The sequence below is a fragment of the Erythrobacter sp. NFXS35 genome (assembly GCF_040148725.1).
GTDB lineage: Bacteria > Pseudomonadota > Alphaproteobacteria > Sphingomonadales > Sphingomonadaceae > Erythrobacter.
In genome coordinates this window covers 1094703-1107510 of sequence record NZ_JAGDEB010000001.1, presented here as the reverse complement: position 1 = coordinate 1107510, position 12808 = coordinate 1094703, and the positions used below count along the sequence as shown (strand labels likewise).

8 protein-coding genes are annotated in these 12808 nt (G+C 66.4%); 6 read left to right on the top strand and 2 right to left on the bottom strand.

The genetic code is table 11. The features are described 5' to 3' along the window. The first annotated feature begins 12 nt into the window (after nt 1-12). The gene (gene tatB, locus J3454_RS05385) at nt 13-387 is read left to right on the top strand and encodes a Sec-independent protein translocase protein TatB (RefSeq protein ID WP_349512716.1); all 375 of its coding nucleotides are present in this window, start codon (nt 13-15) and stop codon (nt 385-387) included. Beyond that, nucleotides 374-1183 carry a twin-arginine translocase subunit TatC gene (gene tatC, locus J3454_RS05380; protein WP_349512715.1) on the top strand — a complete coding sequence of 270 codons (810 nt, stop codon included), beginning with the start codon at nt 374-376 and terminating at the stop codon, nt 1181-1183. The genes tatB and tatC overlap by 14 nt, the downstream gene beginning before the upstream one ends. On the opposite strand, the gene J3454_RS05375 is transcribed toward tatC, so the two are convergent. Together J3454_RS05375 and J3454_RS05370 are read right to left on the bottom strand one after the other, a co-directional pair. Then, complete coding sequence (locus J3454_RS05375; protein ID WP_502878563.1) at nt 1184-2839, bottom strand: amidohydrolase; 1656 nt, start codon at nt 2837-2839, stop codon at nt 1184-1186. After that, a complete protein-coding gene (locus tag J3454_RS05370; protein WP_349512713.1) occupies nt 2839-3747 on the bottom strand; it encodes an NAD(P)-dependent oxidoreductase in 909 nt (302 codons plus the stop codon). Before J3454_RS05370 ends, J3454_RS05375 begins: the two co-directional genes overlap by 1 nt. 109 nt (nt 3748-3856) lie before the next feature. Between J3454_RS05370 and J3454_RS05365 the strand changes: the two genes are divergently transcribed. The 4 genes from J3454_RS05365 (at nt 3857) to J3454_RS05350 (ending at nt 12751) form a co-directional block, all read left to right on the top strand. Then, nucleotides 3857-5119, top strand: coding sequence for a threonine ammonia-lyase (locus J3454_RS05365; protein WP_349512712.1), 1263 nt, complete (start codon nt 3857-3859; stop codon nt 5117-5119). 183 nt (nt 5120-5302) lie between these two features. Continuing rightward, nucleotides 5303-6148: an arginyltransferase gene (locus tag J3454_RS05360; protein ID WP_349512711.1), complete on the top strand. Its 846-nt coding sequence runs from the start codon at nt 5303-5305 to the stop codon at nt 6146-6148. Continuing rightward, entirely contained in the window at nt 6117-8495 is a 2379-nt protein-coding gene (locus J3454_RS05355) for an autotransporter assembly complex protein TamA (RefSeq protein ID WP_349512710.1), read from the top strand. The genes J3454_RS05360 and J3454_RS05355 overlap by 32 nt, the downstream gene beginning before the upstream one ends. Beyond that, on the top strand, nt 8495-12751 hold the full coding sequence (locus J3454_RS05350; RefSeq protein WP_349512709.1) for a translocation/assembly module TamB domain-containing protein: 4257 nt from the start codon (nt 8495-8497) through the stop codon (nt 12749-12751). The genes J3454_RS05355 and J3454_RS05350 overlap by 1 nt, the downstream gene beginning before the upstream one ends. Nucleotides 12752-12808 lie beyond the last annotated feature (57 nt).

Sequence of the window (12808 nt, the reverse complement as noted above, 5' to 3'; positions counted from 1 at the left end):
GGCCGCACCCCCATGTTCGACATCGGCGCTGCAGAACTGCTGGTCATCATCATCGTCGCGGTCGTTGTGATCGGGCCGAAGGATCTTCCGCTCGCCATGCGCGTGGCCGGGCGCTGGATCGGGAAGATGCGGCGCATTTCGGGCCATTTCCGCAGCGGGATCGACACGATGGTGCGCGAAGCCGAGCTTGAGGACATGGAAAAGAAGTGGAAGGCGCAGAACGAGGAAATCATGCGTCGCTCCGCTGCCCTGACCGGAGCCGAAGCGGGCGCGCCGGTGATGAACGGGCCGCCGCCGATCGAGACGCTGCCGGAAGCCACATCGTCCGGCACAGCACCCGAAACCGGCGAAGCATCGCCCAAGGGCAGCGACAATGTTCAAGGTTGACGATCTCGACGAGAGCCGCGCCCCGCTGCTCGACCATCTGATCGAACTGCGCAGCCGCGTCATCCGCGCGCTGCTCGCGCTGGCGGTCGGGTTCGGCGTGTGCCTCTATTTTGCGGACGACATCCTTGGCCTGTTGATCTGGCCGTTGAAACAGGCGTTCCCTGATGGCGAGGGGCAATTGATCTTCACCAAGCTGCCGGAAGTGTTCTTCGTCGAGTTGAAGGTTGCGCTGTTTGCCGGATTCATGGTCAGCTTCCCAGTGATCGCCAACCAGTTATGGGCGTTCGTTGCGCCGGGGCTGTACGCGCGCGAGAAGAAGGCATTTCTGCCATTCCTGCTGGCGACTCCGGTGCTGTTCGGTGCCGGGGCCGCGCTGGCCTATTTCGTGGTCATGCCGACGGCGTTCACATGGTTCCTCGGCTTTGGCGGAGAAGCCGGAGGATTGCAGGTGCAGGCACTGCCCAGCGCTGGCGAATATCTTAGCCTGGTGATGCAGTTCATTCTGGCCTTCGGTCTGACCTTCCTGCTGCCGGTGCTGCTGCTGCTGCTGCACCGCGCCGGGATCATCAGCCGCGCGCAGATGGCGGGTGCCCGGCGGTATGTGATCGTCGGGATTTTCGCGCTCGCCGCGATCGTCACGCCGCCCGATCCGGGCTCGCAGGTCATCCTTGCGCTGCCGCTGCTGCTGCTGTTTGAAATCTCGCTGGTGCTGATGCGCTTGCAGGAACGCAAGGTCGAGGCAGACCGCGCCGCGCGCGAGATCGAGGAAAAGGCTGAACGCGCGGCGGCGGAGTAATTACTCGCCGCGCACCTGCACTCCGCCGATCCATACTCCGATCACCTTCGTCCGGCGAATATCGTCAGGCGAGGACAGCAGCGGATCGCGATCGACCAGCAGGAAGTCCGCACGCTCGCCGGGGATCAATCGGCCGAAGCGCCCTTCGGCAAACCCGGCAAAGGCCGCGTCTGAGGTGAACCCCGCCAGCGCCTGTTCCCGGCTGACGGTCTCTTGCGGGAACCACCCGCCGAAAGGTTCCCCATTCGCATCGGTGCGGCTGATCGCGGCGGCGAATCCGGCGAAGGGATCGGCAGGCTCCACCGGCGCGTCCGAACCGAAGGCGAGCCGCCCGCCCGCAGCTACAACGCTGCGCCACGGATAGGCACCGTTCAGCCGATCCGGCCCCAGCCGCGCTTCGGCCATGGTGCGATCGGATGTCTGGTGCAGCGGCTGGACCGAAGCGATCATGCCATGCTGGCCGAGGCGCGGAATATCCGCCGGATCGATGATCTGCGCGTGCTCGATCCGCCAGCGCCGGTCACCGGCATAGCTTTCGGAAAGCTCCTCGATCGCGCTGAGCACATCGGCATTGGCAGCATCGCCGATGGCGTGAACGGCGGTCTGAAAATTGTCCATCGCCGCGCGGCTCATCAGGTTGCGCAGTTGTGCAGGGGTAAGGAACGCGAGCCCCTTTGCGCCCGCCTCGTCGGCATAGGGTGCCTTCAGGCTGGCCCCACGCGATCCCAGCGCGCCGTCGAGGTATATCTTGATCCCGCCCATGCGCAGCTTGTCGTCGTAAAGCCAGTTGGTGGGCTCCGCCCCGGCGATGAGTTCCAGCGTTTCGAAACTGTCCGCATAGGCCATGATCCGCACCCGCAGCCTCCCGCTGTCCCCGGCGCGGCGGAAGGTCGTCCAGTCGGCCATCTCGGTGCCCATGTCCGCGACTGCGGTCACGCCGTTGGCCAGCAGCACATCCTGCGCGCGGGCGAAGGCGAGATCGCGGTCTTCGGGGCGCGGCGCAGGCACGACCTTGCCGACGAGGCCGATGGCATTGTCGACGAATACGCCGGAAGGCTTGCCGTTGGCATCGCGGATGATGACGCCGCCCGCCGGATCGGGCGTCGTCGCCGTCACGCCTGCGGTGGTGATCGCCAGCGTGTTACCCCAGTTGGCATGGTTGTCCGCCCGTTCGAGCCATACCGGCCGATCCGACACCACGGCATCGAGTTCCGCGGCTGTGGGGAAGCGGCCCAAGCCCCACTTTTCCTGATTCCACCCACGCCCCAGAATCCACGGACGGCCGGGGTTTTCGTCGGCAAACGCCTTGATTGTCGCCAACGCATCCTCAAGCGAGGTGGTGCCCGACAGGTCGAGCGTCAGCGCGGCAAAGCCGATATCCATCACATGCACGTGTGCGTCGATCATGCCGGGGATCATCACCCGGCCTCCGCCATCGAGACGGTAATCGACCTGCGGGCGCTTGTCCCCGCGCTCCAGCACCTGCGTGACCTTGCCGTCATCATCGAAGACGATGCCGGTGAAGCGCAGCACGTCGCCCTCGGCATCGATTGTCACGCCATCGACATTGTCGATCAGCGTATCGGCCAGCGCAGGCGCAGTGAGGGCAAGCAGCGAGGTGGCGGCGAGCGCCCGAAACGTGAAACGGAGCATCATCATCCTTCGTTGGGAACACGGCGGGGCAGGCGGGAGATCAGTGCGCTGGTATCCTTGCGCCCGCCGCCCGCCGCCTGAACATCGGCATAGAATTGATCGACCAGCGCTGTCACCGGCGCGGCAAGGCCCAGACGGCGCGCTTCGTTCAGCGCATAGCCCAGATCCTTGCGCATCCAGTCGATAGCGAAGCCGAAATCGAACTCGCCCGCCGTCATCGTCGGCCAGCGATTATCCATCTGCCAGCTTTGCGCAGCGCCGCCTGAAATCGCCTCGCAGGTCTTGGTGAGATCGAGCCCGGCCGCTTCGGCCAGCCGCACGGCTTCGGACAGGCCGGCCAGCACGCCCGCGATACACATCTGGTTGGCCATCTTGGCGGTCTGCCCCGCGCCTGCTGGGCCGACATGGACGATCGCCTTGGCGTAGCAGTTCATAACCGGCTCGGCGCGTGCAAGGTCTTGCGCGCTGCCGCCGCACATGATCGCCAGCTTGCCGTTCACCGCGCCAGCCTCGCCCCCGCTGACCGGCGCATCGACGAAACCGATGCCCTTCGCCGCGCATTCCTGCGCCAGCCGCCGCGCCATGTCGGCAGAAGTGGTGGTGTGATCGACCAGCAGCGCGCCCGCTGCCATCCCGCCCAGCACACCGCTTTCGCCGAGCACAACCTGCGCAAGATCATCGTCATTCCCGACGCAGGTGAACACGATGTCCGCCCCTTGCGCCGACTCTGCTGGGGTTGCTGCGAACCGGACCATCAGCCCGTCTGCTGCCCATGCCTCACGCCATTTCCCGGCGCGCTGCGGCGAGCGATTATGGGCGGTGACAGGATAGCCCGCGCGCGCAAGGTGGCCCGCCATCGGCCCACCCATCACGCCAAGGCCGATAAAGGCGGTATGTGGCTGCTTGCTCATGGCAGCGGTGCCTATCGCCTTCCTGCGCGCTTGCCAATTGTGTGCGCTCGCGAAATCAGCGCGCCAGCGATTGCCCTAGCGTCAACAACCCTCTAATCGCCGCCGCATCATGTCCACACAGCCCCTCTCGCTCAGCCCCAAGGGTGCCGCCGCTTGTCCGGCCGACCTGACCATCGATGACGTGCGCGCCGCCGCCGCGCGGATTGCGGGTGCGGTGGTCGAAACACCGATGATGCGCTCGATCACGCTGTCGGAGATCACCGGGGCGGATATCTGGCTGAAGTTCGAGAACCTGCAGTTTACCGCCGCCTACAAGGAACGCGGCGCGCTCAACGCGTTGCTGCTGCTGGATGATGAACAGCGCGCCCGCGGCGTGATCGCGGCTTCGGCAGGGAACCATTCCCAGGGCCTGTCCTATCACGGCACCCGGCTGGGCGTACCTGTCACCATCGTCATGCCGCGCACCACGCCCACGGTGAAGGTGATGCAGACTGAAAGCGTCGGCGGAAAGGTGGTGCTGGAAGGCGAAACCTTCGACGAGGCCTATGCCCATGCACGCCAATTGGAGGCGGAACTCGGCCTGACCTTCGTTCACCCGTTCGACGATCCCGATGTCGCGGCGGGGGCGGGCACGGTGGCGCTGGAAATGCTTGAGGTGAAGCCCGATCTCGATTGCATCGTGACCCCGATCGGCGGCGGCGGGCTGATTTCCGGCATGGCGACAGTGGCCAAGGCGCTTAATCCGGATATCGAAGTGGTCGGGGTGCAGGCCGGATTGTTCCCCAGCATGTTCGACCGGATCAAAGGCGAAAGCCACGATTGCGGCGGGGATACGCTGGCGGAAGGCATTGCGGTGAAACAGCCGGGCGATTTCACCGCGCAGGTGATCGCCGAGCGGGTCGACGATATCCTGCTGGTGGACGAACCCGCGCTGGAAAAGGCTGTGGCGCTGCTGTTGCAGATCGAAAAGACCGTGGTCGAAGGCGCAGGTGCGGCCGGGCTGGCGGCGGTGCTGAGCAATTCGGCGCGGTTCGCGGGGAAGACCATCGGGCTGGTGCTGTGCGGGGGCAATATCGACACCCGGCTGCTTGCCAATGTGCTGCTGCGCGATCTGGCCCGGCAGGGGCGACTGGCCCGCCTCAGGGTCACGTTGCAGGATCGCCCCGGCGCGCTGTTCAAGGTGATGCGCCTGTTCGACGAGCACAACGTCAACATCATCGAGATTTATCACCAGCGGATTTTCACCACGCTCCCGGCCAAGGGTTTGATTACCGACATCGAATGCGAGGCGCGCGATGCCGATCAGGTCGATCGGCTGGTCGAAGGGCTGCGGGCCAAGGGCTATGTGGTGCAGATGGTCGAGCTAGGCTGATCGGTGCCACACGCCGCCCGATATGCGCCAATCCGTGGGCTGATGGTGCGACGGTATGTGCATCCGACGGCATTATTCGCACCGATTCATGGTTAAGGGACTTTAAAGGCGCGGCACCAGCAGGCATAACCTCGAAACACATGACGTTTTGATGATTCCCGCCCAAAGGACTGAGCCCCACCCGTGACGGCACCAATCCGCTTTCCAAGGTTTTTCGTGACCAGCCCGGCCCCCTGTCCCTATTTGCCGGGGCGGAGCGAGCGGAAGGTGTTTACCGAACTCAAGGGCCCGCATTCCGATCAGCTCAACGAGGCGCTGGGTCGGATCGGGTTCCGGCGCAGCCAAACGGTTGCCTATCGCCCCTCGTGCCTCGATTGTCAGGCCTGCGTGTCGGTCCGGGTGGTGGCGGGCGATTTCCGTCCTTCGCCCAGCCAGAAACGCGATATCAAGCGCAACAGTGATCTGATCGTGTCGGAATGCCGGCCGTGGGCGACGGATGAACAATTCGCGCTACTGGCGCGCTATCTCGGCCAGCGCCATCCCGATGGCGGCATGGCGGCAATGGACGAACTCGACTATGCCGACATGATCGAACACACACCGGTCAACAGCGTCGTTACGGAATATCGCGAGCCCGGCGTTGACGGTCGGCCTGGAAAACTGGTGGGCGCCTGCCTGACAGACCGGCAGGGTGATGGATTGTCGATGATCTATTCGTTCTACGAACCCGATCTCGAACATCGTGCCGGACTGGGCAATTTTATTATCCTCGATCATATTCGCCGGGCTGCGGCGGAGGCATTGTCCTATGTCTATCTCGGGTATTGGGTCGAAGGCAGTCCGCGCATGCAATATAAGGTTCGCTATCGCCCGCTGGAGCGGTTGACGCGTGAAGGCTGGCAGCGGATGGACCCCGATGAACAGCACCGGCTGATTACCGCGGCGACAGCGCCGCGTCAGCCGCAGGACGCGTCGCTGGATGGCGCCCGAGGCAAGGATGGTCAGCCCGTCAAGTTTCCGGGTAGCTGAGCCGCGCGATTTTCTGAAACACGGTCTGTTCATTGCGGCCGTCTTCGGTCACGCAGCCGCAGCGCTTGCGGCGCAGCCTGCATCGGCGCAGGCCGGCGCGGCGGAAGTGCGTCCCGATCCGGCCGGCCAGCAAGGCAATCCGCTGCCCGGGGATGAGCCGGCAAACCAGCCGGAGCCTGTCGCGCCACCGCCACAGGAAACCACGCCGGTTCCCAATTCGCTCGATCAGCTGATCCCCCCTGTCGCGCTTGAGAATCCCGCAGACTGGGCGGTGCAGGGCGTGGCCGATCCGGCCCCGCTTGCCAGTGAAGCACCAGAAATCCTGCCGGAAACAGCCGAAATCGATGCGAACTTCGCCGAGGTCGAGGCGGAATTCCTCCCGCCGCCCTCGCCCGAACTCCAGCCCGCACTGGACGGCGCCTTTGCCGATTTCGCGATCGAGGTGCCCGAGCCGCTGCCGCCCGATCCCGAGGTGGAAGCGCTGGCGAGCATCGCCGCCCCCGTACTGGGAGACGTTCCTGAACTCGACGATGTGCGGATCGGCGATAGGATGGTTCTGGGCCTGCCCGCAGACCCGGGCGCCTTCCCGGAACAGCGCGAATTCATAACCCGGTTCCGCGAGCTTTCGACCTTGCGTCAGCTTGATGACGACGAAGATACCAGAGCACAGATCGCCGCCCGCGCCCGCGCGGACGAGGATCTGCTGGCGGAAATGTTACGGACTTACGGCTATTATTCCGGTGAGGTCATCCGTCAGCTTTCCGGTGGTCGGCGGTCCGGCGGAGGTGGGGATGACGGCAGGAGCGATGCCGCCAGCGACCCGAACGTGCGGTTCGATCTTTTGCCGGGCCCGCGCTACAGTTTCGGGCGGATCGATCTCGGCGCGCTGTCGCGCCTGCCGCAGCCCGATGCCGAGCGCCTGCGCGCCGCCTTCGGGATCGAGCCGGGCGATCCACTCTATGCCGATCGCATTCTCGATTCCGAGATCGAGCTACGCGTCGCGCTGGGCGAGACCGGCTATCCGTTCGCAGAGGTCGAAGAGCCGGAACTGCTGATCGACCACGCCCGCGACGAAGGCGATCTGTCGCTGCCGGTCGAGCCGGGCGGCAAATATGAATTCGGCGGCGTTGTCAGCAGTGATCCCCAATTCCTGTCCAGCCGCCATCTGGCCCGCATCGCCCGCTTCGAACCTGGCGATGTCTACCAGCAAAGCCTCGAGACCGATCTGCGCCGCGCGGTTCTGGCGACCGGGCTGGTCTCCAGCGTTGCGGTCACGCCGCGCGAAGTCGAGCCGCCGACGGATGGCGAACCGGGCGAGGTCGTTCTCGACGTCGATCTGGAACGCGCGCCGGTGCGCACGATTGCCGGTGCGATCGGTTACGGCACCGAAGACGGTTTCAAGGTCGAGGGACGCTGGGAACATCGCAATCTGTTCCCGCCCGAAGGCGCGCTGCGGCTGCGCGGTATTCTCGGCACGCGTGAGATGTTGGCCAGCATTGGCGTGCGCCGCAACAATTTCCGCGCCCGCGATCAGGTGCTGACCGCCGATCTTTACGCCAGCGACATCACCACGCTGGCGGTGGATTCGCGCGGCTTCGGCCTGCGCGCCACCTTCGAGAAGGTCTCGAACCTCCTGTTCCAGAAGCCGATCAGCTGGCAGGTCGGCGGAGAGTTGCTCTATACCGACGAACGCAACCGCCTGTTGCGCACCGCACCGGGGCTTTCGCAGGCACGTCGCGCATTCTTGATCGGCGGCGTGTTCGGCAGCGTGACCATCGACGAGAGCGACGACCTGCTCGATCCGAGCAACGGCTACCGCGCCACGTTGTTTGTCGCGCCGGAGGTGTCGCGCTCGCAGGGGACGGAAACCTTCTATCTGCGTTCGCAAGCGGATGCGGCCTACTACCAGTCAGTCGGCTCGACCGTGCTGGCCGGACGCGTGCGGGTGGCGACCATTCAGGGCGCGGAGGCAGACGACATCGCGCCCTCGCGGCGGCTCTATTCCGGCGGCGGGGGGTCGGTGCGCGGCTACGGCTTTCAGGGCGTCGGCCCGCGCGACATTGCCGGCAACCCGACCGGCGGCGCATCGCTGGTGGAATTCTCGCTCGAAGCGCGGATCGAAACACCGCTGTTCGATGGCGCGGTGGAGGTGGTGCCGTTCATCGACGCGGGATCGGTCAACCGCGGATCGACGCCCGATTTCGACGAGATTCGCTACGGTGCCGGGATCGGCATCCGCTACAAGACGGGCTTCGGCCCGATCCGTGTCGACGTGGCGACCCCGCTCAATCCCGGCCCGTTCGATAGCCCGGTGGTCGTCTATGTCAGTCTGGGTCAGGCGTTCTGATGAGTGAGCCTGACGTGATCCCGCCCGAGCCTGAAGCCGCCGCTGAAAGCGCGCCCGAACGGCGCAAGCGTCGCTGGGCCAAGCGGCTCGGCTGGGCGCTGGCCTTGCTCGCCGCCCCGATCCTCCTGGTGGCGGGGTTCCTCAGCACACCCATCGGCAAACGTTTCGTTGCCGATCAGATCGCGAACGTGGCTCCGGCGTCTGGCCTGCGTTTCAGCGTCGGACGGATCGAGGGCGACATTTACCGCACGGCATTGCTGCGCGATGTGCGGGTGAGCGACCCGGAAGGCGTGTTCCTCACCATCCCCGAAGTCGAACTCGATTGGCGACCGCTCAGCTGGCTGTGGAGCGGGCTCGACATCCGCGAGGTGACCGCGCGGCGCGGGCGCTTGATGCGCTTACCCGAATTGCTCCCCGGCGATCCCGATGCGCCGCTGCTGCCCGATTTCGATATACGGGTCGACCGGTTGGCGATCGAGGATTTGGTGCTCGCGCCCGGTGTGGCGACCGATGAGGCAGAGCGGGTCAATGCGCTCGCCAAGGTCGATATCCGCGAAGGGCGCGTGCTGGTCGATGCCACGGCGCAGTTGGGCGCGCGCGACCGCATCGCGCTGCTGCTGGATGCAGAGCCGGATGGCGACACCTTCGATCTCGCAGCCGATTACCGCGCTCCTGCCGACGGGGTTCTGGCCGGACTGGCCGGGTTCGAGGACGGGTACACCGCACGCATCGCCGGGGACGGAACATGGCAGCGGTGGCGCGGAACGGCGGTGGCGCGGCGCCTGCCGAACGGCGAGGACGTGGGCGAAGCGCCGCCCCCGGTCGCGGCGTTCCAGATCAGCAATGATGCCGGCAAATACGGCGTGCTCGGTCAGGTGCGCCCGCCGCTGTCCGGCGACGATCTGATCGCCCGCGCGCTGGGCGAGCGTGTGTCGCTGGCAGCCAGCTTCACGCTTGATGACAGCGTGATCGAGGGTCGCACGGCGATTGTCACCCGCGCGCTCGATCTGCGGGCGGCGGGGGTGGTCGATCTCGCAGGCAATGTCGTCGAAGGCGCACGCACCAGCCTGGCATTGCGCGATCCGGTCCTGCTGGGCGAGGACGTGCGGCTGGAGAATGCACGCCTCGCTGCCGATCTTGCGGGCAGTTTCCGCGATCTTGCGATCGACCACCGCATTGCGGTCGGGCGGCTGGCGGCCAGCGGAGTCGAGGCGCGCGAACTAGTGCAGGAAGGATTGGCCCGGTTCGACGGCACGGACTTGGCGGTGCCCCTGTCGCTCACTGCCGAGCGGATCACGACCGGCATTACTCAGGCCGACCCGCGTCTTGTGAACGGGCGGGTGACCGGCGAGCTGGTGTACGATTTCGAACGTCAGCGGCTCACCGCCGATGCGGCGCGCATCCTGTTTCCCGGACTGGAAGCGACGCTGGCGCTGCGCGGCGACATCCCTGCGGGCGCTTACGCACTCGCCGGGCCGGTGGCGGCGCGCGGGCTGACGGTCGATGGCGCGGGCGAGGTGACCGCCAACGCCAAGATCCTCGCCAAGTTCGGCCCGTCGATCCCGTGGAGCCTGCGCGCCAATCTTGCCGGTGTGCTGTCCGAAGTCAGCAACGATACCATCGTCGAACTGGCCGGAGAGCAGGTCCGATTCGACGGCGCGCTGAGCGTGGGGGCGAGCGAGCCGCTGGTGCTGCGCGACGTCGCAATCGACAGTCCCCGGCTCACCGCCCGGCTCGATAGCAAGGTTGCACCCGGCAGCGGCGGCGCGAGCACCACGCTGACAGGCAGCGGGCAGCAGGAGCGGTTCGGCCCGTTCACCATCGATGCCGAGATTACAGACGACGGTCCCCGCGCGGTGCTGGTGCTGGCCAGTCCCTATCCGGCTGCCGGGCTGGAGGATGTCCGAATCGCGCTTGCCCCGAGCGATGAGGGCTTCGCGATCGATGTGGCGGGGGGTTCGTTACTCGGCCCGTTTGAAGGCACGCTCGGCATCATTCTGTCGGAGACCGGGCCGACCCGCATCGCGGTTCGAGAACTGGAGATCTATCGCACCAATGTCACCGGCGGGCTGGTGTTGGGCGAGGCGGGCCTCTCCGGCAACCTCGCGCTCGCTGGCGGGGGGCTCGACGGGACGGTGGTGTTCCGCCCGGCAGCCGGTGAGGCGGTCGCCTTCGATGTCGATCTTGCGGCGCGCAACGCGGCCTTCGGGGGGGAGACGAGGATCGCGATCGCCCGCGCCGATATCGACGCGACGGGTCGCTTCGGCGGCGGTGAACCCGTGGTCAATGCCGACATCAGCGGGGCGGGCCTCGCGTATGGCGGCCTGTACCTCGCCAGCTTAACCGCCGAAGCGCAGATCACAGGCGGGCGCGGCAATGTCACCGGAGCAATCGCCGGGCGGCGGGCGGACCGGTTCGCACTCAACTTCGATGCCACCATCGCGCCCGAACGGATCGCGGCGGTGGCGCGCGGGCAGTATGGTGGATCGCAGATCACCATGCCGCGCCGCGCCGTGCTCACCGCTCAGGATGGCGGCGGCTGGCGGCTGGCGCAGACGCAGATCGGCTTTGGCGACGGCTATGCTATTCTCGAAGGCGAGTTCGGCGGCGAGGAGACGGCGCTCGAGGTCAAGCTTGCCCAGATGCCGCTGCGCCTGCTCGACATCGCGGGTGCCGATCTGGGTCTGGGCGGCCAGCTATCAGGCATCATCGACTACAGTCAGGTCGGCAACTCCGCGCCCACGGGCCGGGCGCGCGTCCGTATCGATGACTTCAGCCGCGCCGGGCTGGTGCTGTCCTCCAAGCCCGTCGGCGTGCTGGGCGTGATCGATCTCAATGCCGAGCGGTTGACCGCGGCCGGGCGCCTGCTGGAGAGCGGCGAGCGCATTGGCGACATCGCGCTGCGCATCACTGATCTTCCACCGGGGGATGCTCTCGCCGACCGGCTGCTGAACGGGCGCCTGCAAGGCAGACTGATGTACGAAGGCGCGGCCGAGAGCTTGTGGCGGCTGGCTGCGGTCGAAGCGTTCGACCTCACTGGGCCGATCACGGTCGCTGCGCGCGCCACCGGCACGCTGGCCGACCCGCGCATCAACGGGACGCTGGCGACCGATGATCTCACGGTCTCCAGCGGGCTCACCGGCACCCGTATCACCAACGTCAATGCGCGCGGCCGCTTTGCCGGGTCGCGGCTGGAGCTGGCCCGCTTCGCCGGTGCGACATCGGGAGGCGGCACCGTGATCGGCAGCGGCACCATCGACCTTTCCGGGATGAGCGCCGCCCGCGGTCCCGGCATCGATCTGCGTGCTGCGGTCACGAATGCGCGACTGCTCAATGCCAACGGCCTGCAGGCGACCATCACCGGCCCTCTGCGGATCGTGTCCAATGGTCTCGGCGGCACCATCGCCGGCCGCGTGAAGATCGACCGCGCGCGCTGGGCACTCGGCGTTGCCGCCGAGGACCTCGCCCTGCCGCAGATCGCCACCCGCGAGATCAACGGCGAGAACGGCACCGCGCGCGAGCAGGTGTCGGGCCGCGATGCCGCATGGCGTTACCTCGTCAATGCCTCCGCCCCCAGCCGCGTTGTGGTGGAGGGGATGGGGCTGGAAAGCGAATGGGGCATCGACATCGCCCTGCGCGGCACTGTCGACGATCCCCGCATCGGCGGCACCGCGCGGCTGGTGCGCGGCGATTACACCTTCGCCGGCACCCGTTTCGAACTCACCCGCGGGCGCATTCAATTCGATGAGAACGAGCCGGTCGACCCGCGGCTCGATATCCTGGCCGAAACCGCGCGCAGCGGCATCAATGTCGATATCGCCATCACCGGCAACGCGCAGTCTCCTTCGATTGCGTTCTCGTCCGACCCGAACCTGCCCGAGGAGGAGATCCTCGCCCAGCTGCTGTTCGGCGGATCGGTCACTTCGCTTTCGGCAACCGATGCGCTGCAATTGGCGGCGGCGCTGGCATCCCTCCGCGGCGGCGGAGGCGGGCTGGACCCCATCGGCGAACTGCGCCGTTCGATCGGGCTGGACCAGCTGCGGATCGTCGGCGCGGACCCGCTGATCGGACGCGGGACGGGGATCGCCTTGGGCAAGAACATCACCCGCCGCATCTACGTCGAGCTGGTGACCGACGGGCAGGGCTACAGCGCGACCCAGCTAGAATACCGCATCACCAGCTGGTTGGCGCTGCTGGGCACAGTCTCGACCATCGGGCGCGACAGCATCCTTGTCGAAGTATCGCGGGATTACTGAGTTGTCTTCTTCCCCACGCCCTCCGGTGTGCGAAATCCTCGCGCCTGGGGCGCTGCG

What these genes read in the sequence shown, in the direction of transcription:
- J3454_RS05365 (WP_349512712.1), top strand. Translation starts at nt 3,857, where the DNA reads ATGTCCACACAGCCCCTCTCGCTCAGCCCCAAGGGTGCCGCCGCTTGT.
- tatC (WP_349512715.1), top strand. Translation starts at nt 374, where the DNA reads ATGTTCAAGGTTGACGATCTCGACGAGAGCCGCGCCCCGCTGCTCGAC.
- J3454_RS05350 (WP_349512709.1), top strand. Translation starts at nt 8,495, where the DNA reads ATGAGTGAGCCTGACGTGATCCCGCCCGAGCCTGAAGCCGCCGCTGAA.
- J3454_RS05375 (WP_502878563.1), bottom strand. Translation starts at nt 2,839, where the DNA reads ATGATGCTCCGTTTCACGTTTCGGGCGCTCGCCGCCACCTCGCTGCTT.
- J3454_RS05370 (WP_349512713.1), bottom strand. Translation starts at nt 3,747, where the DNA reads ATGAGCAAGCAGCCACATACCGCCTTTATCGGCCTTGGCGTGATGGGT.
- J3454_RS05355 (WP_349512710.1), top strand. Translation starts at nt 6,117, where the DNA reads ATGGTCAGCCCGTCAAGTTTCCGGGTAGCTGAGCCGCGCGATTTTCTG.
- tatB (WP_349512716.1), top strand. Translation starts at nt 13, where the DNA reads ATGTTCGACATCGGCGCTGCAGAACTGCTGGTCATCATCATCGTCGCG.